Genomic DNA, 21957 nt, shown 5'->3' with positions numbered 1-21957 from the left:
GAGCCCAATGATCAGCAATGGCCGATTCCGCACCCCTTGATGATGAGGTTGCAAAGATGTTCTGTTGCAGCCTCTAAATCCTCATCGGACAGGGCCTCCTTACCCATGACACAGGCCACCTGAGGACTGTAGTCCACATAATACTGGGTATTAGCCCAGATGGTGAACAGCAGGTGAAGAGGATCCACAGGATCCATTTTGCCTTGTTCTACCCAGGACTCAATAACCAGTGACTTCTCTTTGATCCATGCTCTGAAGTGCTCAAAGTGTTCCTTGAGGTGTTGCCCTCCATGAATGATCTCACTGCTGAATATACGGGAAGCGTTGGCATGAGCCAGGCAGTATCGCATTTTAGCCCGTATATACTGTCGAAAGGCTGAAGCCGGATCATCCTCTTTGTTCAAGCCGGAAAAAACAGCTTCCCAGAGTGCCATAATATGGCTGAGAACGGCGCCATACAGATCGACCTTGCTGTTAAAGTAATAATGAATGTTGGCTTTTGGCAATCCGGCTCTGTTTGCAATGTCTCTTATTGAAGTCCCTTTGAAGCCACCAAGAACGAATTCGTCCTCCGCAGCTTGCAGTATGATCTGGATGTTCTTTTGACGCACACGACTACTTTTCAAGGCCGTCTGTTGAACCTTGGCAGCGGAAGATTGCATAAAATCTCCGTATATTGATTAGGTGTTATGACTATCGACTATGAATATAGACAAGAGTTGCGCAATTACCATTCGCTGCAAATAATTTGATAGCAAGACAGTCTTTTTTTACCCTGCCCATAAGTAAGCACTTTTATTCAGAACCCGTGAAGGTAGCTAAATTTTCGGTGATGTTATTTTCTGGGCGCATAATCAAAAACGTCAGAGTGCAGGTTTTTTTTCGGGAACCCATTTTCAATCATTACGTCATATGTCGCATAAACCATTTGTGGAGAGCCACTGATATAGGTCTGGCAATGGTGCAGCTTTTCTCGATCGGCCAGTATCGCTTCGTACAACAACCCATGACGTCCACACCAGTCATCTTCATGATTGGCTTCACTGACCACTGGATGATAATGAAGGCCCTGACCAGACCATTGCACAGGAAGGTTTGGCAAATAAAAGTCAGCTGGAGTTCTGGCTCCCCAGTAGAGATGGATCTCCCCATTATGATGGTGACGCAGGCAGTACTCGATCATGCTTTTCATTTGCGAAAAGCCGGTACCGGCAGCAATGAATAGCAGAGGTTGTTGTTTATCCATTGAGTCAGGGAGGTAGCAATTCCCGGCAGGCAAACTGATGTTCAACACACCTTCTTTTATTTCCCGAAAGAGCTGTTGAGAGTTCGGACTGCCTTTCAGCTGTTGAATGTGTAGCTCCAGATGCTGCTGGTTTTCTTGCGGCGCTGAGGCAATAGAAAAACAATTGTTCTCATTATTCTGAAGGTGAACAATAAGATACTGGCCCGGGTAATAATCGGGCAAGCAGCCCGACCCGGTGGCCAGTTTGACACGGTAAATGTCGGAGCTGAGAAGCTGAGTATCGGCAACTGAGCATTGCAGCTTTGAAGACTCTGTTATCTGCACGATGCCTCCCTCCGGAATGTCACAGCCTGCAGGAATGCCTGGGGAATCCCTGCTGATTGCACTAAAAGTAACACTGTATCACAGGAAAACAGGTGATAATCAGGAGTTTTAACCGCTTCAGTCTATACCTAAATCATCCCAGATTGCATCAACCTGATCTTTGACTTTCTGTGTCATGGTTATGGTCTGACCCCATTCCCTGTCGGTTTCTCCGGGCCACTTGTTCGTAGCATCAAAGCCCACCTTAGAACCAAGACCTGTAACCGGTGAAGCGAAATCCAGATAATCAATGGGGGTGTTTTCAACAAAGACGCTGTCCCTCTTGGGGTCCATACGTGTTGTCATGGCCCATATCACATCGTTCCAGTCCCTGGCATTGACATCATCGTCAGTAACAATGACGAACTTGGTGTACATAAACTGTCTGAGAAATGACCATACACCGAGCATGACCCGTTTGGCATGACCCGGGTATTCCTTGCGCAGGGTGACTACCGCCATTCGGTAAGAACACCCTTCCGGTGGCAGATAAAAGTCCACGATTTCCGGGAACTGTTTTCTCAGAATGGGGACAAACACCTCATTCAGGGCAACTCCCAGAATGGCGGGCTCATCAGGAGGTCTGCCTGTGTAGGTGCTGTGATAGATGGGATCCCTTCTGTGAGTAATGCACTCTACAGTGAAGACCGGGAAGCGTTCGACTTCGTTGTAGTAACCCGTATGATCACCAAACGGGCCTTCGTCCGCCATCTCTCCCGGATAGATATGACCTTCCAGTATTATCTCGGCACTCGCAGGTACCTGGAGGTCATTGGTGATGCTTTTAACCAGTTCGGTTTTACTGCCTCTGAGCAAACCTGCAAAGGCATACTCTGAAAGGCTGTCAGGCACAGGGGTCACAGCGCCCAGGATAGTAGCAGGATCTGCGCCCAGGGCCACTGTGACAGGGAAAGGCTTGTCAGAGCCCTTCTGCTGCCAATCCCTGAAGTCCAGGGCACCACCCCGGTGGGATAGCCAACGCATGATCAGTTTATTTTTACCGATCAGCTGTTGACGGTAGATTCCGAGGTTCTGTCGATCTTTTTCAGGACCTTTGGTGATGACCAGAGGCCAGGTGACCAGAGGGCCTGCATCGCCGGGCCAGCAGGTTTGAACAGGTATCCGGTTAAGATCGATCTCATCGCCTTTCAGCACGACTTCCTGACAGGCGGCTTTGCTGACCACTTTGGGCCCCATGTTTAACACTTGTTTGAAGACAGGCAACTTTTTCAGAGCATCCCGGAAACCCTTGGGCGGGTCGGGTTCCTTCAAGTAGGCGAGGAGCTGACCTACCTCCTTAAGGGCGCTGACATTATCCTGCCCCATACCAAGAGCGACGCGGCGTTCAGTGCCAAATAGATTGGCCAGTACCGGCATGTCGTAGCCTTTCGGATTTTCGAAAAGCAGTGCCGGTCCTTTCTTGCGAAGGGTACGGTCGCTGATTTCGGTCATTTCCAGGTATGGATCGACTTCGGTCTTGATCCTGACGAGTTCACCCTGCTTTTCCAGTAGCTTGATGAAGTCCCGGAGGTCCCTGTATTTCATTGGATGTGTAGGCTGCAGCTGAAAGAAGATAGGGATAGGGCAGGCCTATCCCCGGAGAATGATGGATTACTTCCGTTTCATAGACTGGAAGAATTCTTCATTGGTCTTGGTGTGCTTCATGCGATCCAACAGGAACTCAATAGCCCCGATTTCGTCCATTGGGTGCAGAATCTTACGCAGAATCCACATGCGCTGGAGTTCTTCTTCGGTCGTCAGGTAGTCTTCGCGACGAGTACCGGACTTGTTGAAGTTGATGGCAGGGAAGACACGCTTTTCCGCGATACGGCGGTCGAGGTTCAGTTCCATGTTACCGGTACCTTTGAACTCCTCGAAGATCACTTCGTCCATCTTGGAGCCCGTGTCCACCAGGGCGGTAGCCATGATGGTCAGGCTGCCACCTTCTTCGATGTTACGGGCAGCGCCAAAGAAACGCTTGGGGCGCTCAAGAGCGTGAGCATCAACACCACCGGTCAAAACTTTACCGGAAGAAGGAATAACCGTGTTGTAAGCACGAGCCAGACGGGTAATGGAGTCCAGCAGGATTACTACGTCTTTCTTGTGTTCAACCAAACGCTTGGCCTTTTCCAGAACCATTTCAGCCACCTGCACGTGGCGTGATGGAGGCTCGTCAAAGGTTGAGGCCACTACTTCACCACGTACGGAGCGGGCCATCTCGGTCACTTCCTCCGGACGCTCATCAATCAACAGAACGATCAGGTGGCATTCAGGGTTATTACGGGTGATATTGGCTGCAATATTTTGCAGCATCAGGGTTTTACCCGCCTTGGGTGGGGAAACGATCAGACCGCGCTGACCTTTACCGATGGGAGCCACCAGGTCGATGATACGACCCGTTAAATCTTCGGTAGAACCATTCCCCATTTCCATGACCAGACGGTCCTGTGGAAACAACGGAGTCAGGTTTTCAAATAGAATCTTGTTACGAGCGTTTTCGGGCTGGTCAAAGTTAATTTCATTGACTTTTAGCAGTGCGAAATAGCGTTCACCTTCCTTAGGGGGGCGAATTTTACCCGCAATGCTATCGCCGGTTCTCAGATTGAATCGACGAATCTGACTGGGTGAAACATAAATATCGTCAGGACCCGCCAGGTAAGAACTGTCGGAAGAACGCAGGAAGCCGAAGCCATCCTGAAGGATCTCAAGAACACCATCGCCATAGATGTCTTCCCCGCTGCGGGCATGGCGCTTCAGGATTGAGAAAATTACGTCCTGCTTCCGGGAACGGGCCAGATTCTCAAGGCCCATCTCATTAGCGATCGCCAGAAGTTCAGGAACAGATTTTTTTTTCAGTTCGGTAAGATGCATAAGAGTTCGCGAACGTTAAATTGAAAGGTAATGGCCGTCGTAGTTGCAGGAAGATCAGATATTATTGAGATTATTATATTCAGCATCGTTTAATATCGATGCCTGCCTAAGCTCATTAAAAAAACGGCTTTCAAGCTTAAACCTGTAAATCTGGAAGGCTAGCTCGAAACAAACGTGGCCGGAGTATTCTCTACTGCTTATCAGAAGGGCCGCCAAGCCTCCAGAAACACACTCAACAGTCATACCTGAAACAAGCAGATCTGATAACTCCTGAATTCACAGTCTATATCCTTTTCTGGAAAATAATCAAGAACTCCTGCCGAGTCAACTTTTCAGAAGCTTTTTGTTGAGAAATATTTCCCGTTGGAGCAAGCATAAAAAAAGCTATTACAAACCTGATTTTTTTTGATTTCCATGAGCCTCATTCTGAGGATGATGGTTGGACAAAAGACTATCTGTGCAGGAGATAACACCCGGTGCTATGAAACCAGCGAGATGATTTTCACCATCCCGCTGGCTTTTCCGGAAATCTTTTAAGCCAGAGTCCCGGAAAGTCTCTGACGCTTCTGAAGCAGAAAGGTCAATCCTGCTACAGGTTGCTGTCAAGAAATGCTGTCAGCTGAGACTTGGACAGGGCTCCAACCTTGGTCGCTTCGACATTGCCGCCTTTAAACAGCATCAGCGTCGGAATGCCGCGCACGCCATACTTTGGAGGTGTGGCTTCGTTGTCATCAATGTTCAGTTTACAGATTTTCAACTTGCCATCGTAGTCCTGTGCGATTTCGTCCAGCACGGGTGCGATCATTTTGCAGGGCCCACACCATTCAGCCCAGTAGTCGACCAGTACAGGTCCTTCTGCCTTCAGCACGTCCTCTTCGAAGGTAGCGTCTGTCACATTGACAATTTCGCTCATGGAATGGATCTCCTAGCCATTTTGCTTAATGTCAGAGCACGAATCATAGCAAAGGGATGATCCCCGAAACAAATTCGTCACTCCGATTTAATTTTTGGAGGGGTAGTTTACAGAGTTATGTCTGTTTGTATACGGCTGTCAGCCTGAATCAGATTTTGCTGCCCGTAAATTTATGACTCATGGGATGTATATTCTTCATCACCGGAAGATTGAAAACAGTTTTTTTCCTGTCACGAAATATCTGCCAAAACAGGTAATCGAAGGCTTGAAGGAGAAGCTGTCTGGTTTACAGTACTGACAGGCTAACAGTAAATGTGCTGTAACCACAGCCTTCTGTTATATTGCTGATTTATGTAGCCAGCGCCATGATTGGCATGACAAAAACTGATTGTCTGGTCATGGCCTGATTATTCAACCAACCGTCAGCTCACTGGATTCCAGGTGAAAAAAGCCGGACTGTGCGGGAGTGTCGAAGAAGAACATTATGACAGACCAGGGTCGTATTGAGTCCAACAGCCAGCCCCTTGTGGCAGCTATTGATCTGGGTTCCAACAGCTTTCACATGATTGTCGCCAGGGTGGAACAGGGGGAAATCAGGCCGATTGAACGGCTTGGAGAAAAAGTGCAGCTGGCTGCTGGTCTGAGTAAGGATGACCGTCTCTCTGAACAGGCCATGGCCAGAGGATTGAATTGCCTGGCACAGTTTGCCCAGTATATGTCCGGAAGGCACTTTCAGGCACTCCGGGTGGTGGGCACCAATGCTCTTAGAAAAGCGAAGAACAGCAGCGAATTTGTCGAAAATGCTGAAAAAATCCTCAACCATCCTATTGAAATTATTGCCGGTCGGGAAGAGGCCCGCCTGATCTATCTGGGCGTGGCTCAGACTCAATCAGACGACAACGATCGTCGGGTCGTAGTGGATATTGGTGGTGGCAGTACCGAGCTGATTGTGGGCGAGCGTTTCGAACCCAGGCTGCTTGAAAGTCTTCATATGGGTTGTGTCGCTTATACCGATCGTTTTTTTCCAGGCGGAGAGCTATCCTCTGAACGCTTTCAGTCAGCTTATTATGCGGCCCGCCTGGAACTTCTGAACATTGAACAAGCCTACAAGAACCTTGGCTGGGTGGATGCTGTGGGCTCCTCTGGCTCTATCCGGGCAGTGAGTTCGATTCTCTCAGCCATGGGTCATGGTGAAATCATTACCCGGACAAAAATGAACATGCTCAAAAGTCAGGTTCTGGAATTCTCTCATACTGGCAGAGTGCGCTTCCCCAGCCTGAAACCGGATCGTCAGGCTATCTTCCCTGCCGGGCTGGCGATTTTAATGGCATGTTTTGACGCCTTTGAGATAGAAAGGATGCAATACTCCGAGGGTGCTCTTCGGGAGGGCGTTCTTTATGACATGTTAGGACGGGATCGCCATGAAGATGTCAGGGGCCGAACCCTATCAGCATTGATGAAACGCTATCATGTTGACCTCACCAATGCCGAGGGCATAAATCGTTACGCACTGACCTGTTTTGACCAAGTCAGCCAGAGTTGGAGGCTGGAGGCTTCTGATCGGGAGCTTCTGAACTGGGCTTCACTGGTTTGCGAAGTGGGTCTGGATATTTCACATTCACAATACAACCGTCATGGCGCTTATCTGATCCAGCACTCGGATCTGATGGGTTTCAATAAAGAGCAGCAGAGAAAGCTGGCTCTTTTGGTACACGCGCATCGCAGGACGATTCCGAAAGGGTTGCTTGAACATTCAGACAGCAATCTGCTGTTAAAGCTGACGGTACTTCTGCGTATGGGGATTGTGCTTAATCATATACGAAGCAGCACATTCTCCCATTATGACTTAAAAGCAGGCAACCGTGCTTTAAGTGTTGGCTTTGAATCAGGTTGGCTAAAAGATCACCCCCTGACGGCAGCCGACTTTGAACGAGAAAAAATGTATCTGAATAAAGTCGGCTTCAAATTAAGTGTTAACTGATTGACCAGGGGACTGGTCCGAAGACATATCAAACTCCTGATACTCTTCCTTGTCCCTTGTAAGCATGATAACGGCGCCATCAATCAGGTTGGTACAGGCATCGTGAACGTGAGCGCTGTCATTCAATAGCGAGCTGGCGATAAATGGGTCGACCTGTCCTGAGCGAATCAGTTCGTTCAGAGTCTCGTTGGTTTGACTGTCTCGTTCTCTGAGTTCTTGCTTCAGTTGGTCTGCGTGTTCGCGGATATGGCTGTAGCTGCGTCGAACGCCCAAAATGTCAACCAGTTTCAGAACAGAAGCCAGGCAAAGCCTAAGTTGATTGTACTGTTCCCGAATCTGCTCGTTTTCCGACTTGGTGTATTTGCCCATATTCTTATAGATATGCTTTACGTGCTTGATGGCCTGAACAAAGTCACGACAGGCCACCTTCAGGGCGAACAGCTCCTGGGCTTGTTGCCTGGGGAGTTTGCCCTCCAGGGCGCCAGAGTACTGGACAATATCTGCGTAGATACCTTTTATGTGCCGAATATAAAGCTCCTTGATCGTCCAGGGCTGATCATCCCTGCGCCAGCTCTGAACCAACTCTTCAAGGTTGTCGGACTCACGAAGCTTTTCACCACTGAGATAAATGCCATAACAGATCAACTCCAGAGTATTGCGATAGAGATGCCCACATTCCTTGGTAATCGCTCTCAATGCGGTGTCGGGATAACTGAGTGTGACCGGGTTCAGATAAATAGCTCTATTTACCTTCGGAGATTCATCTTCTGCAAGATTCAACGGAACCTGTGGTGTGTTATCAATAAAGAGCTTCTGCAGCCAATGCACCATTTTATTGAGGAATGGTAAAAGGACCATAATACCAATGATGTTGAACAGGCTATGAAAGATGGCCAGCTTCAGGGTGTAGTTATTCGCTGCGATACCATAAACGGAAGCCAGATAGTCCACTGTCCCCATCAGAGGTTCGAGAGCAGCAATAGCAATGATTGCAGTGACGACATTAAAAGCAAGGTGAGCAACAGCCAGTCTTTTCCCTTCTGCATTGGCACTGATGGCTCCAAGGATGGCTGTGATGGTGGTGCCAATATTTGAGCCGATGGCCAGAGCCAGAGCATTCTCGTAGCTGAGCTGGCCCGCAGCAAGAGCCGAGAATGTCAAAACCATTGTTGCGTTGGTTGACTGCATAATGATGGTGGCCAGCATACCTAACCCGGTATACACCAGCACCCCAAAAAAGCCCCGCATGGCAAATTCAGCCAGATCAATGGAGCTTTTGAAGGCATCAAAGCCCACCTTCATGTAGTGGATACCCAGGAACAGAAAGCCTATGCCAAGAAGAATGTAGCCTAATCCATTAATATTCTTGTGTTTGTTGGATTTCAGGAGCAGTCCTATCACCAACAGAGGCATGGCATAGGCTGACAATTTAACCTTCAAGCCGAAGAGAGCCACCAACCAGGCACCGGCTGTACTGCCGAGGTTGGCACCAAAAATAATCCCGATGCCTGCCGTCAGCCCTATCAGACCGGCACTGAGAAAGGAAATGACGATAACCGAAACCAGAGAGCTGGATTGCAGAAAAGCGGTGGAAATTACGCCAAAGGACAGGCTTTTCCAGACCTTGTCGGTAGTTTTCTTCAGCAGGGCTTCAAGAAGCCCCCCGGTATAAACCTTGAAGCCCTGCTCCAGATAAACCATGCCAAACAAAAAAATAGCAACACCGGCCGCTATCTCACGAAACTCTGGGCTGACCCAGAAACCGTAGATCAGCATTACGATGATAGAGGGCAGAAAAAGCCGGCTTAACATGCCTGATTGAAAACTCATAAGCATTCCGAACACTGACTTCATTAACGTTCTTATCGGCGTGTTGGTTCGGACTTTTCAATTAATTTATCTGTCGTAAAACTGTCACTAAAGAGTCAGGACTAAGGCCCGATAATATGGGTTCCTGAGGTTCCACTGCCTGATCCGCAGGGTGCAACAGCCTCATAGGAATAGATGACGAAGATGAGAAACATTCAAAGGGCTGTGACGGCAAGTTTCATGACAGGGAACTTCGTGCAGATAGTTGAGTAACAAGGTTAGGAAGATGGCCGGAAATCTGATAGTTAAAGATCGAATCACCTGCGAGCAGGGGCGATTATATCAATGCCTGCGAAATGGTCGAATCAAAGTACTGATGGACAATGGCGAAGTCAGAGAGTATTTCGCCAAAGATCTGGTGGCCACGCTGGCCTCCAGTCCGGTGGCAGAGCTTTCCAAAAGAGGTCGTCTAAAACAGTGATAGAAGTGGCAAAAGTACATAAACACACCAGGGCCTGCTTTTTTCAGGCCTTTTGTGTAACATCTACCCGCCCGATCAAAAGTTTACGACGATTTTGCTAATTCAGCTTGTCGACCAGAAATGCCCATAGCGTATTTCATGACTTCCTTAACAGCTGGCCTTGATTTCCCGGCAATACCCAATGCAAGGTTTCTCAGAACCTTCAGAGGCACATTACTGTTGCTGAAAGCGAGATAGAAAGCGTCCATGGTACTCATCATAAGTTGATTATCTCTGCGACGAGCCTTTTCATAACGCGACAATACTTTCTTACTACCCAGAGACCGACCCGCATGATAAGCATCGGTCAGTATCTCTGCCAGCCAGGCAACGTCCTGAAAGCCCAGGTTGACACCCTGACCCGCAAGAGGGTTGATGGTGTGTGCGGCATCGCCCGCAAGTACCACACCATTGGCGAAATAGTTCATGGCATGTCGACGAGCCAGCGGGAACGATCCTCTCTCGTGCAGTTTAATCAACGGTGGTAACTCTTTAGGAAAAGTCGTTGAAAGTTCTTCCAGAAACTCACTGTCTGGCAGTTTCATGAGTTTATGGACATTCTCTGGCAGGTTATACCAGACAATAGACGCATAACTTTTGCCATCAACATCAGCCATTGGAAGAAAGGCTTCCGGTCCCGTGGCAGTGAACGCCTGCCAGGTAATGTCCTGTAAGCCCCCTTCAATCTCAACAGTCGCCACCAGGCACTGTTGCTCATATTCACGAGTGTCCAGACGAATATTGGCCTGTTCCCTGACCCTGGACTGAGCACCATCAGCCCCAATAAGCAAATCCGCGGTAAATACATTGCCATCCTGCAGCGTGACTTCAGGCTTTTCACCTCTGAGATTCATGCTTTCAATGGTTGCAGGGGCAAACACCGATACCGATTCTATGTCTTCGAGCCTTTTTAAAAGACCCAGCTGAGTGACACGGTTCTCGACAATAAAACCCAACTGTTCATGCCTGATATCTGCCGCGTTGAAGATAATTTGATTAGGCCGTTTATCCAGCTCTTTGCCGACCGGGGAGTATAGTTTCTCCCACACAGCCATGCGTCGATAAGGGCACATCCTCATGGTTTCCATATACGGCCAGGCACCCAGATTTTTCAGAATCTGCCCGGATGCGTAGCTCAGTGCCGATACTCTCAGATCCGGTAACTGATCGGGTTTGAATGCTGACGGTAAGGCCCGGTCAAAAACCGCCACCCGAATACCTTTGAGGCCCAAAGCACACGCAATTGCGGCACCCACCATGCCTGCGCCAACCACCATTACATCGTAGTGTTCTGATTTCGTCATAGCCTGAAACTTCCCGTTAGCCCGCAGTCTTTGGATAACCGGCTTATATGACCACAGGGCGAATGAATGCTCAACTATCCGGCTCGAGAAGGCTATCGCAGCATCTCAAAAAGAAAAATCCATTTTCTTGCATATCAATCAACTACTGCTAAAAACATTGTGCTCATAAACAAAAATCCACTGATTGGAGTATTCAAATGCAGTATCGGTTTCTTCCGATAGTTCCTTTCCTTGTGTCACTCTACACCGAAGCGGGACAATGGCCTGACGTGGCTCGATATTCAACTTCTTATTACTCCCAACTCAAAACCATGGACTTATATCTTCCACCTATACAGGCATTGGAAATTCCTAAAGCACAACGGATCGATCCAGTCTTTTATCAACCTGAAGCATCTTCACTGAGTAAAACAAAAACATTTCTTCAATTAAATGTTGCTACTGCCGGTTATTCCTCTATTGAGATTTCTGAAGCCGATGACGGTGTTTTCTTCACTGACTTTAAAAGCTCAGAAACAACGTCCAAAACAACCACTGCATTAGAGCAGGACTATCTGAACCATCTGGATATACTCAGACTGAACAAGATAAGGCTGGTGTTTGACTCTCAGGACAACACCCTGAGATTTTCTTGTCATGGAAAAACGTTCATTATTTCCAAATTCAGCGATTCCGGGACTTCTGAACCCTATCAGTCATTCCTGGTCCCGGCTATTTCATTAATGCCGGAAGTCGTCCAACTGATTGTCAACCTGATCCGGCACCTGAATGAACATCCTGACGGTATAGAGGGAGAAGAAGCTTTCCCCGGGGGAACACTCCAACAGGCTGATGTGGATAAGTATTTGATTTTTTCCGACACTGCTCTGTTTCCCACTTATCCTGACACAAGCTTCTGCAGGGGCAGCAGTCACTGTGTCCCCCTGAGTCAATACGCCTGGCTGGTCTATTCAGGGCATGGCAAAGCGGCCATTGTGAGCGATCCTTATTCCTCCGATGAGCCTATGGATGCAGATAATGGAAAAGACGGTGAGGGAGGTGAAGTGAAAAAGCCTGCCTATGCAACTCTTCCTGCCGGGGCCACTGACTTTCGGGCAGGTAATATCGGCATTGGAGGAGGTATTGGGGCTGGCTCAGGCGGTGAAGACAATGATCCACCGGAAAAAGCAACTGATTATTCCCGAACGCCTCCAGAAGACAAAAACGAGTCTGACGATGATCTTAACTTGTTACTGACTGAACTCTCTTTGCTGTCTGACGATGATTTTCTCTCTTTAATGGATGATATCTCTTTGCTATTAAATACGGTTAGTGCAGTCTACGAGCAACAAGGCTGGATCTTCTCTGTAAGGGAAGAGTCTACAGTGATTTATGCACCTGTACGCACAACATTTAATGCACGTTCAGCAGGAGTGATTGAGAAAAATATGCCACAGGAAGAACTTGCGAGGCTGCGGTACGCTCTGATGTTCGCTCAAGCTGCTATTGGCGATACATTTAAAGTTCTGGGCATAAGACGTCTTAAGCAGCTACTGGATAACCTTACCGGCAAATCTGATGATTCAAGAGAAGCTTTGCCAGAACCACCTGTCACTTCTGCCCAGCGATCTCCTGAAACTGAGACAACCGCCACAACTCCTGACACTGACGCCGGGGCTACAAGTAGTGCAGGTGGAGGCTTACGCCACTGGATGTTCCTGAAATCTTACGCCAGTCTGGGCGGGATTCAAGGTGTTGTTGATCATGAGAATGCAAATGCGATGCAGCCAGATGATTCCCACAGCTGCATGTCTGATGGCTCTGGGAAAGCGTCGCCAGAAGCGCCTGTTACTTCTGATCAGGGATCTCCTGAAACAGAGACAACAGTCATCGATTCTGACACGGCTCCCTTGATACCAGACGATGATGAATAGCCCGTCGTCGATCCAGATCCTTCAAACAGAGGAGAGCTTCCGGAAGATAGGTCACCCACAGAGCGGGACTTGTTGATCAACAATAATGATAACTAAACTTCTGACTCGTCTTCATCATGATCCGTACCTTCGTCTTTTTGCCGGGCCCGACGCTCAGAAAGCTTTCGGGCCCCGCGCTTCTTCTGGCGTTTTTTTGAGGCTTTTCGGGATCGCAGATTACGTGCAGATTCGAGCCCCTGCTCGTTTTGGGGGACTTTAGGCTGATATTCATCGCCTCCCTGCTGAGAACCTTCACCCTGATCGCCTGAGCTTTTGTTTGGATTCTCACCATAGTCCAGGGCAGTCGAAGTAGAAGATGGATTGATCTTCATCGGTTGCGCTTCCTTACTCACCTATTGAATGAGTGTATCCTGAAAAATCTTTTACCACCATGAGTGAGTGATTTGCACCACGAATATCGGCTGCCATGTCGCATGAAAAACAGCCATACCCAATCCGGATTTCTTTCCACCCGGAAGTTTCGCTCCCCTCTCACCCTTCAGCAGGTGCCTCTGAGGAGGTATTTAGCAGCCAGCTATTTTCAAAGAGGAGTAAAGGCTCTAGTCTATGCTGTCTATGTTTATTGCACCGGTACCTCTGTCATCCTATGCAACAGAAGCCTATCGTCATTTTTGACTCCGGAGTCGGAGGTCTCAGTATTTACCAGAAAATCAGAGAGAATCTGCCGTTTCTTTCCGTGATTTACTGCTCTGACAGTGAAGGTTTTCCCTATGGCCCAAAACCTGAAAATGATGTGGTCGAACGAACCCTTCATTGCCTGACGCGGCTGGTCGCCAACTTTCAACCAGCCCTCGCCATCATTGCCTGTAATACAGCCAGCACTATTTCTCTGCCCAGAGCCCGCGAGTTGCTCGACATTCCTGTTGTTGGCGTTGTGCCAGCGATCAAGCCAGCCAGCCAGACTTCACAAAAGCGCTGCATCGGTCTTCTGGCCACACCGGGAACCGTTGCGAGAGATTATACCAATCAGCTGATTCATGAGTTTGCGGGAGACTGCGAGGTGATTCGGGTAGGAAGCAGTGAACTGGTGCACCTTGCTGAACAACATATGCGCGGTGAATCAATAAACCTTGATGATCTGAAAAAAATTATTAGACCACTGTTTAATGGTAATAACTGGCCAGACTGTATTGTTTTGGGTTGCACCCATTTCCCACTGGTTCAGGAGCTTCTCGATTCTGTCGTACCAGCCCCGGTTACCTGGGTTGATTCAGGCGAAGCAATCGCCCGCAGAGTCGCCTCTTTGCTGAAGACGCATTATTCCTATCCTGAAGGGCCCCATTATGAAGGGACTGTGGAACATCGCTTCCTTTATACGGGCTCAGACCAATTGGTCACATCATTGCTGCCTGCTCTGAAAGCCATGAACTTTTCAGAAATAGCCTGTCTGGATAACTGACGACAAGTGCCTGACCGGGAATAACCCCGATCAGGCTGACTATCAAAGTTCTCTGGCCTGATAGTAAGCCACTTCTGAAATGTTGTGATACTCCACAGACTGCCTGCGGAATGCATCATAGGATTCATAGATCCTTTTTGCCTGCTCGCTGTTGCTACGAGTCTCAGCCACGACTTCTTCAGAGATGATCTTTAGCTGTTTAAGTACATCATCCGGAAGTTTTTTCAGCTGCACACCGTGCTCTTCAACCAACTGTTTCAGGGCGGCATTATTGCGGGCAGTGTATTCATCAATCATATCCTGATTCACTGCCCGGGCAGCGGTGGTCACAATGGCCTGCAAATCGGCCGGTAACGCATTCCATTTATCCAGATTGACAGTGAACTCAAGCACTGTGCCCGGCTCGTGCCAGCCAGGATAGTAGTAGTATTTTGCGGCTTTATAGAGACCAAATGCCAGATCATTGTAAGGACCTACCCACTCAGTCGCATCAATGGTTCCCGTCTGAAGTGCGGTAAAGATTTCCCCACCCGCTAAATTGACAGGCACCCCGCCCAGACGTTTGAGAACTTCGCCACCCATACCAGGAATGCGCATCTTCAGACCTTTCAGGTCTTCCAGAGAGTTAATCTCCCTGTTGAACCAGCCTGCCATTTGAACCCCGCTGTTACCCCCGGCAAAAGGCTTGAGATTAAAGGGCTTGTAAAGGTCATCCCAGAGTTGCTGACCGCCACCGTAGTGAATCCAGCTGCTGATTTCCTGAGCATTCAACCCATAAGGAACCGTTGCGAAAAACTGAGCGGCAGGCTCTTTTCCTTTCCAGTAATAAGCACCGCTGTGACCCATGTCGGCTGTGCCATTGGAGACTGCGTCGAACACCTCCAGAGGGGGAACCAGTTCACCACCGCCGTATACCTTTAGCGTAAGCCGACCAGCGCTCATCTCATCAACTAATTTGGCAAATCGTTCTGGTCCCATACCCAGACCCGGAAAGTTTTTCGGCCAGGAGGTTACCATTTTCCATTCGTAGGTTGGTTTAACTGACTCGGCTGGCAATGCAGAAGTCGATGTTGCAGAAAATTCCGGCTCACCACAGCCCGAAAGAAATGTCACTGTCGCAGCCAGTCCGATGAATGTAAGAAAGTTACGGCGTCTCATTAAGCTTACCTGTTAATTGTTGTTTTTATTATGTGATCGCAGAGCCTGCCGAAGAAATAGTAGGACGTTATTGAAAACTGTTCAACCCGCCAGTTCTTAAGTCTGCTGTGATCCTGATTCTCGACTACCCTCAATGCCATGGTTTCATTATCCAATAAAGATCAATCAACCGTTTTCAATACACATTGACATATGAAAGGCGATGTTATGCTTAAGAAAAAATTGAGATATTCAGACTACACCCTGATTTTTATGCTGTTATTTGCTTCACCTTATGCCCTTGCTTATCCGAATTTAAGCTCGAGTTCCTTGCTAAATTATCTGGCAACCATGTTGGTTCTCCAATCTACCATTAACCTTCCTGGTAATCATAATACCGGCTTGGTAGACGCCAATAGTTGTGACGGCAGCTGTCAGTTTGAGCCACAGTTGCATGAATATTTTCAAGGCAGCGTTATTCTTTTTGTCAGGGCTGTTCAATCCCCTTGCTCAAAACGCATTTTTGATGAAAAAAAGGAAATTTGGTTTGGGGGTTGGAGTCATGAATATAGTTTTATCGATCCTTTTATGATGAAGGTAGAAAAAAATGGTAGTTTGACTCCGGAAATAGGGTATGACGGAAGGTTTGCTTATTCTGTTAAAGATGATCCGGAAGGCATTAGTCTGAAAATCCTTTTTAAGGATGTACAGCCAGAAGAGGCTGGATTTTACGGCGCTCGCTTCCGTATTGACTCTTGGCCCCCTGTTATGTTCTCGTGCATTCTTGAACTACGACACATTCATCATGGACCATTGCAACCAAATATTAATGTTATCAGGGGCAATGAAGCCAGGTTTCAATATAGATTCAATCCCACTGTTGATAATGAAATACCCTCACTGGATTCGATCCGCTTTGGTCCCCAGCAAAAAAATGGAAGTATTGAAACCTACCTGTATTGGCAGAAAGACAAGGTAGAAAGTACCGCCTATAAAAATGCTGAAAAACAGGTTCCGCTGAATTTTTCCAGTCCTGCAAATACATCGATGACCCTTTCCAATCCGAGAAATATTTCACTGGATCTTTCCGGACTTGGAAACTATACCTTCGCTATTACTCTTCATGGAGTAGATTTAAATGATACTGGTCGGTATCTCTGTGATATAGAAGTGACACGTACTCTGAAGACTTTCCACACGCTAACTGCAGACCTTATTGTCGAGTCAAATCTCTCCGATCCTGATTTTACAGAGCCATCGACCCAAAGCTCATTTACGCAAACGCCTACTTCCTACCCCGGTGATACTAAAAACCGAAAAACAGATCTTACCATTAAACTCAACTTACCGACTGCTACCAATGAACCATTCATCACTCAGGATCTCCTTAAACAGGGCTCTCCTTATCCTGACACCGACCAGAAAAAATCATCGCGAACTTACGGTGAAGGGATTGGGTCAGGGATCGGCATTGGAATCCCCGCAGGGGTGGTGATAACCACTGTAGCGGCTGCGGGTATTTTCTTACTTGTCCGTCATTTAAGAAACAACCAGAAACGTTATGGTCTTATTGATAGAGAGTTTGTTCCTTTTAATGATGGTGACATTCTGCTTAACGCAAGATGATCATTAAGACTTGCATAAGTCTTCTCAGTTATAATCACTGAAGTTACGCAGTTGACAGTTCTCATAGCATGCGCCGGTGACTTAACCACCGACGCATTCGATTTCAGCACTTTAAGGAAGAGCTCGACTTCCCACCGTTTCCTGTAGATCGCCATGATATTCTCGGCATCACAGTCAAGATTGCTATAAACCGGATAGAGAATGTCTGTACTTCTTCCATCGTTGTTTTTAAAGACATGACGGTATAGCAGAACGGGGAAACTGAAACCTGCTATCACAAATCTGGCCCACTCCTCCAATTAAGATTAACTAACCAGCTGGTTAATGACTTATCTCAAGCAACTGCTAATGTGATTATTGACATCCTCCCCACCCTAAAGAGGCTGTCGCAAAAGTACGAGGTTTACGTTCATTCGATAAATCTGACTAATGACTGACAAAATATCTGTTCCTCTATAGAGGGGTAAAGGGGTAAAGGGGTAAAGGGGTAAAATTATGTTCACGAATAATGAGATACCGAAAACGACACAGCCGTTTGACTATACATCGCTTGCTAAGAATGACTCTTCAGGATCACTCAGCAGTTTTTCCGGTCGTTCTGTAACCCGGCACGAAGTAAATTTTTCCTATTTCCCAAAGCAAAAAGAATCGTGCAACGTAGATTGCCTCAATATCACCCAATTTACGGATCATAAAGCCGTAGTGACTTTTTATTTTGGTGAGAAAACGTTGGGGGATTGGCTTAATATTACAGAATCCTATGGGCCCTCATTTATTGGGCATCATGATGTTCATCATCAGCCGCGCATCCACAAAAAAGACTCTCCATTCGATAGGCACAGTCACGTCCTTATTGAAAGTGATAAGCTCGAAAGCTATGTACAAGAAGTCTCTGAAGAAATAGGCTTGTCTTCAGTCGATATTGCGCAGATTCAGCACTCCACCCGACAGTTTTGCGATAATCCCGGGGAGTCCAGCATCAAGTTTGAAGACGGCAGCTATGCAGAAAATGGGGGTGCCCGTTATTTACCGTAGTTTCGCATTCATACCACAGGTAATAGATGTCCGATCAGACGTAACACTGATGACGGTAGCAAACGACAGCGAAGTGCGTAACTTCAGTTAACCATCTATTGTTGTTCGTGACTGTGGCCTTTTGTTCCGGGAACATCAGGATTCAATTTCATTCGTTTGAGTAAGAAGGTTCCTATGAACAGAAATTTGATCATTTTTGTGCTGCTATTCGCAACGGTCTCCTATGCAGAATTGATCAAAGTAAATCCGGGCAAGTACTTTGACTATTATCATATGCAATACGAGCTAAAATCTGGCGAATACACGGTTAACAAGAACTACGGTTTTAATCAAGGCGGTCAGTTTGAAGTATTAGTGCCTAAAAAATTCTTTCCTATCTCTGCACCTAACTGTAAAAAAAATATCATTATACGAATGCCCGCTTCAGATACTGAAGAGCAAAAAAAGGCATTGTACGAAAAGTTAATGGCGGGAAAATCGGTAGTCGTCACACTGGAACTTAACCCCTATGTCAATATCATCAACGAATCGCCATTAAAATTAGAGTTACAGTATTGTAACGTGTTTTTCAGACAAAAATTGGGCAATTACTACGACAGATTGTGAATTATGCTACGGAAACCTGCAAATAAGTCCTTGCTATTCTGGTCTACCAAAGGACTTATTCACACGTTCTTTATGCTCTCACACTTATAGCGGACTCAGGTTAGCGTAAGCCATCATTAACCATTTTGAGCCTTCCGAATCAAAGTTCACCTGAACCCGAGCCTGACTGCCTTCACCCTCATAGTTCAGGACCACCCCTTCACCAAAGACATCGTGATGAACACGCTGACCCAACGCCAATCCATGGTCAGACTTTTGCACAGAAACCGGACGAGTGATTGATCCACCCAAACGCACTTCCTGCAGCAACTCGCCGGGAATTTCCCGAATAAAGCGGGAAGGGCGGTTCATGGTGTCATTCCCGTAGAGTCTGCGATTCTCTGCGTAGGTGAGGTAGAGCTTTTCCATAGACCGGGTAATCCCGACATAACAGAGTCGTCTTTCTTCCTCCAGATTGCCTTCTTCCAGAGACATCTTATGAGGGAACAGACCTTCTTCCAGACCGGCGAGAAAAACCAGAGGAAACTCCAACCCCTTGGCTGAGTGAAGAGTCATCATCTGAACACTGTCTGTGAACGCGTCAGCCTGATTTTCCCCTGCTTCCAGAGCAGCGTGGGCCAGAAATGCATCCAAAGGCGACATGGGCTCTGTCTCTTCATCCTGATCGATGTCGTCAATATCAAACTCGCTGCACGCGGTGACCAGTTCCTCCAGGTTTTCTACCCTGGCACGACCTTTTTCTCCTTTCTCTTTCTGATGATGATCTATCAGACCAGAGACGGATATTACATGGTCGGCCAATTCCCCCAGCTCCAGATCATCGCCTGAAATACCCAGGCTTTCTATCAGCTCAACAAACGCACCCAGAGAATGGCCGGCTTTGCCACCCATGGCACTGGTCGCAACAACACTTTTGATGGCACCCCATAAACTCAGGCCTTGTGAACGGGCTGTTTCACGGAGTTTTTCAACGGTTTTTTCACCAATGCCACGAGTAGGTATATTAATGACCCTTTCCAGGGAGGTGTCGTCATTGGGTGAGCTGACCAGTCTCAGATAGGCCATAGCATTCTTGATTTCCGCCCGTTCAAAGAACCGCTGACCACCATAAATTCGATAGGGAATGGAAGCCCTGAGCATGGCTTCTTCCAGAATACGGGACTGGGCATTGGAGCGGTATAGTACCGCCATACCACTGCGAGCCATTCCCTGTTCAGAAGCCTCACGAATGCGATCGGTAATAAATCGGGCTTCATCCATCTCGTTAAAACCGGCATAAAGCTGGATGGGCTCTCCCTCATTACCGCTCGTCCAAAGTTCTTTACCCAGCCGGTCCGGGTTATTGGCAATCACCGCATTGGCAGCACGAAGGATGTTGCTGGTAGAGCGGTAGTTCTGTTCAAGACGAATGGTTTCAGCTTTTGGGAAGTCTTTTGAGAATTGTCGTATGTTTTCAATACGGGCACCACGCCAGCCATAGATTGACTGATCGTCATCACCGACGATCATCATTTTGTCCTGATCACCAGTCAATATCCTTAACCAGGCGTACTGAATGGCGTTAGTATCCTGAAACTCGTCCACCAGCACATAACGGAATCGCTCTTGATAGTGCTGAAGAATATCCGATCTTTTCAGCCAGAGTTCATGTGAGCGTAAGAGCAGCTCACCAAAATCAACAACTCCTGTCTGGTTACAGTAGTCTTGGTAAGCCCGATAAACATCCAGCATGGTTCTGTCAAAAGGATCATAGCCAGGTTCGATGTAGTCAGGCCTCAGCCCCTCATCTTTCTTACTATTGATGTACCACTGAGCCTGCCGGGGGGGCCACTTCTGTTCGTCCAGATTCATGGCCTTCATCAGACGTTTTATCACCCTGAGCTGATCATCGCTGTCGAGTATCTGAAAGTTTTCGGGCAGGCCTGCATCCTTATAGTGAGCTCTCAACAACCGGTGAGCCAGTCCATGGAAAGTCCCTACCCACATGCCTCGCGGAGGAATCCCTAGCAGCTCTTCGATTCGGCTTCGCATTTCTGCGGCCGCCTTATTGGTAAAAGTCACCGCCATGACAGAGTAGGGCGACATGCCTTCAGCCTGAATCAACCAGGCAATACGGTGCACGAGTACCCGGGTTTTACCACTGCCAGCACCTGCCAGAACCAGCAGTGAACCCGGAGGGCTTGTGACCGCCTGTCGCTGGGCATCGTTCAGGGAGTCAATGATAGGGGTTACATCCATAGATGGCATTCTTTCCAGCTAGATAAACACTATGCAGCCCGGCGGCTCAATCCGAAACCAGAGCTGTTAAGGAATTGTACAGGTTTTTAGCAAAATCGTCGTAAACTCTCATTTGGACGGTGGTTTACAACCATTCTGCTAAAAATCTATTTTGTAGGATATATCTCACATACTTTGTCGTGTTTTTCTCTTGTTCTTCTCAAGCATTTTTCATAACTTCGTAACTGTCAGAAAGCATCATAAAAAAGAATAAAAAACAAAGGGGTGCCATCATGGCTAACAAAGATACACAGCTCAAGAAAGATTATCTTCAGGAAGAAGAAATTATTCGAGACGATCTGCCTAACAAAGGTTCAAAACGTGCACTGCAGATTCGAAGAGCCCTGGAAGACAGGCAAGAAACCAAAAAACTCAGCTCCTTCTTTGGCGACAGCTATTGGGGCGATGTTTGACCATCGATTTTTCAGCCCCTTATCAAGGAAGGTGTTGTAAAGGGGCTGAGACTTTCCTAACCATTGTAGTGTTTACTTTCTTCCGCTTTCCCTAAGGCAATTCTGATATCACCCAACTTTCTCCCAATGGTGTATTCTGGCGGTTTCATCTCCATTGAACTGGTAATCCATACCGGCTGTTTAATATGAAAACAATGACCTTCTTCAGTCGTTAGCTTATAAGAGGGAAAAGCCAACACAAACTTTAACTGCAAACGACCATCTTCGTGCCTATGTATTTGTGTTTCACACTTCCTTTCCTGTGGAGCAATAACACGATGCACGCCCAGTTTTTCTTGAACCATAACACTCAAGGTATTGACCAATGGGTTGTATGGGCTTTGACTCACCATATCCGTCAGGACACCTTTCAGTGCTTCGGGTTAAAAAAGTTCGCAATAATCTATTATAATCTAAAGCTATCTAATATAATCTCAAGAATGGA

General features: G+C 47.4%; 19 protein-coding genes. 8 read left to right on the top strand and 11 right to left on the bottom strand.

Annotated features, from left to right (window positions below; all coding sequences use genetic code 11):
* Positions 1 to 11: 11 nt before the first annotated feature.
* The 5 genes from KDK17_RS07005 to trxA form a co-directional block, all read right to left on the bottom strand.
* A complete protein-coding gene (locus tag KDK17_RS07005; RefSeq protein WP_257281844.1) occupies positions 12 to 662 on the bottom strand; it encodes a TetR/AcrR family transcriptional regulator in 651 nt (216 codons plus the stop codon).
* A gap of 173 nt (positions 663 to 835) precedes the next feature.
* Positions 836 to 1570 (bottom strand): NAD(P)H-flavin reductase, encoded by a 735-nt coding sequence (locus tag KDK17_RS07000; protein ID WP_257281845.1) that lies wholly within the window; start codon positions 1568 to 1570, stop codon positions 836 to 838.
* A 117-nt stretch (positions 1571 to 1687) separates the two neighbouring features.
* Positions 1688 to 3154, bottom strand: a complete 1467-nt coding sequence (ubiD, locus tag KDK17_RS06995; RefSeq protein WP_257287692.1) for a 4-hydroxy-3-polyprenylbenzoate decarboxylase — start codon at positions 3152 to 3154, stop codon at positions 1688 to 1690.
* A 66-nt stretch (positions 3155 to 3220) separates the two neighbouring features.
* On the bottom strand, positions 3221 to 4480 hold the full coding sequence (rho, locus tag KDK17_RS06990) for a transcription termination factor Rho (RefSeq protein ID WP_257276489.1): 1260 nt from the start codon (positions 4478 to 4480) through the stop codon (positions 3221 to 3223).
* Positions 4481 to 5069: 589 nt separating this feature from the next.
* Positions 5070 to 5393, bottom strand: a complete 324-nt coding sequence (gene trxA, locus KDK17_RS06985) for a thioredoxin TrxA (RefSeq protein WP_062264585.1) — start codon at positions 5391 to 5393, stop codon at positions 5070 to 5072.
* Between the two features lie 484 nt (positions 5394 to 5877).
* Between trxA and ppx the strand changes: the two genes are divergently transcribed.
* Positions 5878 to 7374, top strand: a complete 1497-nt coding sequence (gene ppx / locus KDK17_RS06980) for an exopolyphosphatase (protein WP_257287691.1) — start codon at positions 5878 to 5880, stop codon at positions 7372 to 7374.
* On the opposite strand, the gene KDK17_RS06975 is transcribed toward ppx, so the two are convergent.
* Complete coding sequence (locus tag KDK17_RS06975) at positions 7360 to 9204, bottom strand: Na/Pi cotransporter family protein (RefSeq protein WP_257287690.1); 1845 nt, start codon at positions 9202 to 9204, stop codon at positions 7360 to 7362. The two genes, ppx and KDK17_RS06975, sit on opposite strands and share 15 nt — an antisense overlap.
* Before the next feature lie 265 nt (positions 9205 to 9469).
* Between KDK17_RS06975 and KDK17_RS06970 the strand changes: the two genes are divergently transcribed.
* Complete coding sequence (locus KDK17_RS06970; RefSeq protein ID WP_257276224.1) at positions 9470 to 9664, top strand: hypothetical protein; 195 nt, start codon at positions 9470 to 9472, stop codon at positions 9662 to 9664.
* Positions 9665 to 9747: 83 nt separating this feature from the next.
* Here KDK17_RS06970 and KDK17_RS06965 read toward each other — a convergent pair whose 3' ends face one another.
* A complete protein-coding gene (locus tag KDK17_RS06965) occupies positions 9748 to 11007 on the bottom strand; it encodes an FAD-dependent monooxygenase (RefSeq protein ID WP_257281849.1) in 1260 nt (419 codons plus the stop codon).
* Between the two features lie 197 nt (positions 11008 to 11204).
* On the opposite strand from KDK17_RS06965, the gene KDK17_RS06960 reads away from it, so the two are divergent.
* A complete protein-coding gene (locus tag KDK17_RS06960; RefSeq protein ID WP_257276219.1) occupies positions 11205 to 12920 on the top strand; it encodes a hypothetical protein in 1716 nt (571 codons plus the stop codon).
* Between the two features lie 92 nt (positions 12921 to 13012).
* On the opposite strand, the gene KDK17_RS06955 is transcribed toward KDK17_RS06960, so the two are convergent.
* Positions 13013 to 13291: a hypothetical protein gene (locus tag KDK17_RS06955; protein WP_257276220.1), complete on the bottom strand. Its 279-nt coding sequence runs from the start codon at positions 13289 to 13291 to the stop codon at positions 13013 to 13015.
* Positions 13292 to 13566: 275 nt separating this feature from the next.
* Here KDK17_RS06955 and murI point away from each other — a divergent pair, with 275 nt between their 5' ends.
* Positions 13567 to 14379: a glutamate racemase gene (gene murI / locus KDK17_RS06950; RefSeq protein WP_257276221.1), complete on the top strand. Its 813-nt coding sequence runs from the start codon at positions 13567 to 13569 to the stop codon at positions 14377 to 14379.
* Between the two features lie 42 nt (positions 14380 to 14421).
* On the opposite strand, the gene KDK17_RS06945 is transcribed toward murI, so the two are convergent.
* Positions 14422 to 15537 (bottom strand): TRAP transporter substrate-binding protein, encoded by a 1116-nt coding sequence (locus KDK17_RS06945; protein ID WP_257281850.1) that lies wholly within the window; start codon positions 15535 to 15537, stop codon positions 14422 to 14424.
* Positions 15538 to 15744: 207 nt separating this feature from the next.
* Between KDK17_RS06945 and KDK17_RS06940 the strand changes: the two genes are divergently transcribed.
* From KDK17_RS06940 to KDK17_RS06930, 3 genes are all read left to right on the top strand, one after another.
* Positions 15745 to 17142, top strand: a complete 1398-nt coding sequence (locus KDK17_RS06940; RefSeq protein WP_257287689.1) for a hypothetical protein — start codon at positions 15745 to 15747, stop codon at positions 17140 to 17142.
* Between the two features lie 495 nt (positions 17143 to 17637).
* Complete coding sequence (locus KDK17_RS06935) at positions 17638 to 18177, top strand: hypothetical protein (protein ID WP_257281852.1); 540 nt, start codon at positions 17638 to 17640, stop codon at positions 18175 to 18177.
* Positions 18178 to 18351: 174 nt separating this feature from the next.
* The gene (locus tag KDK17_RS06930; protein WP_257281853.1) at positions 18352 to 18783 is read left to right on the top strand and encodes a hypothetical protein; all 432 of its coding nucleotides are present in this window, start codon (positions 18352 to 18354) and stop codon (positions 18781 to 18783) included.
* A gap of 84 nt (positions 18784 to 18867) precedes the next feature.
* On the opposite strand, the gene uvrD is transcribed toward KDK17_RS06930, so the two are convergent.
* Positions 18868 to 21021: a DNA helicase II gene (uvrD, locus tag KDK17_RS06925; RefSeq protein ID WP_257281854.1), complete on the bottom strand. Its 2154-nt coding sequence runs from the start codon at positions 21019 to 21021 to the stop codon at positions 18868 to 18870.
* 272 nt (positions 21022 to 21293) lie between these two features.
* Between uvrD and KDK17_RS06920 the strand changes: the two genes are divergently transcribed.
* On the top strand, positions 21294 to 21473 hold the full coding sequence (locus tag KDK17_RS06920) for a hypothetical protein (protein WP_257281856.1): 180 nt from the start codon (positions 21294 to 21296) through the stop codon (positions 21471 to 21473).
* A 56-nt stretch (positions 21474 to 21529) separates the two neighbouring features.
* Here the strand turns inward: KDK17_RS06920 and KDK17_RS06915 are convergent, their stop codons facing one another.
* Positions 21530 to 21865, bottom strand: coding sequence for a hypothetical protein (locus KDK17_RS06915; protein WP_257281857.1), 336 nt, complete (start codon positions 21863 to 21865; stop codon positions 21530 to 21532).
* Between the last annotated feature and the right edge of the window lie 92 nt (positions 21866 to 21957).

It is taken from the genome of Endozoicomonas sp. SESOKO2 (assembly GCF_024606245.1).
Lineage (GTDB): Bacteria > Pseudomonadota > Gammaproteobacteria > Pseudomonadales > Endozoicomonadaceae > Endozoicomonas_A.
The sequence above is the reverse complement of the archived record's forward strand: the minus strand, read 5'-3'. Positions and strand labels throughout refer to the sequence as shown.

What these genes read in the sequence shown, in the direction of transcription:
- uvrD (WP_257281854.1), bottom strand. Translation starts at nt 21,021, where the DNA reads ATGGATGTAACCCCTATCATTGACTCCCTGAACGATGCCCAGCGACAG.
- KDK17_RS06965 (WP_257281849.1), bottom strand. Translation starts at nt 11,007, where the DNA reads ATGACGAAATCAGAACACTACGATGTAATGGTGGTTGGCGCAGGCATG.
- ppx (WP_257287691.1), top strand. Translation starts at nt 5,878, where the DNA reads ATGACAGACCAGGGTCGTATTGAGTCCAACAGCCAGCCCCTTGTGGCA.
- KDK17_RS06920 (WP_257281856.1), top strand. Translation starts at nt 21,294, where the DNA reads ATGGCTAACAAAGATACACAGCTCAAGAAAGATTATCTTCAGGAAGAA.
- KDK17_RS06945 (WP_257281850.1), bottom strand. Translation starts at nt 15,537, where the DNA reads ATGAGACGCCGTAACTTTCTTACATTCATCGGACTGGCTGCGACAGTG.
- KDK17_RS06935 (WP_257281852.1), top strand. Translation starts at nt 17,638, where the DNA reads ATGTTCACGAATAATGAGATACCGAAAACGACACAGCCGTTTGACTAT.
- rho (WP_257276489.1), bottom strand. Translation starts at nt 4,480, where the DNA reads ATGCATCTTACCGAACTGAAAAAAAAATCTGTTCCTGAACTTCTGGCG.
- KDK17_RS06955 (WP_257276220.1), bottom strand. Translation starts at nt 13,291, where the DNA reads ATGAAGATCAATCCATCTTCTACTTCGACTGCCCTGGACTATGGTGAG.
- KDK17_RS06915 (WP_257281857.1), bottom strand. Translation starts at nt 21,865, where the DNA reads ATGGTGAGTCAAAGCCCATACAACCCATTGGTCAATACCTTGAGTGTT.
- KDK17_RS06975 (WP_257287690.1), bottom strand. Translation starts at nt 9,204, where the DNA reads ATGAGTTTTCAATCAGGCATGTTAAGCCGGCTTTTTCTGCCCTCTATC.
- KDK17_RS07005 (WP_257281844.1), bottom strand. Translation starts at nt 662, where the DNA reads ATGCAATCTTCCGCTGCCAAGGTTCAACAGACGGCCTTGAAAAGTAGT.
- KDK17_RS06940 (WP_257287689.1), top strand. Translation starts at nt 15,745, where the DNA reads ATGCTTAAGAAAAAATTGAGATATTCAGACTACACCCTGATTTTTATG.
- KDK17_RS06970 (WP_257276224.1), top strand. Translation starts at nt 9,470, where the DNA reads ATGGCCGGAAATCTGATAGTTAAAGATCGAATCACCTGCGAGCAGGGG.
- ubiD (WP_257287692.1), bottom strand. Translation starts at nt 3,154, where the DNA reads ATGAAATACAGGGACCTCCGGGACTTCATCAAGCTACTGGAAAAGCAG.
- KDK17_RS06930 (WP_257281853.1), top strand. Translation starts at nt 18,352, where the DNA reads ATGAACAGAAATTTGATCATTTTTGTGCTGCTATTCGCAACGGTCTCC.
- murI (WP_257276221.1), top strand. Translation starts at nt 13,567, where the DNA reads ATGCAACAGAAGCCTATCGTCATTTTTGACTCCGGAGTCGGAGGTCTC.
- trxA (WP_062264585.1), bottom strand. Translation starts at nt 5,393, where the DNA reads ATGAGCGAAATTGTCAATGTGACAGACGCTACCTTCGAAGAGGACGTG.
- KDK17_RS06960 (WP_257276219.1), top strand. Translation starts at nt 11,205, where the DNA reads ATGCAGTATCGGTTTCTTCCGATAGTTCCTTTCCTTGTGTCACTCTAC.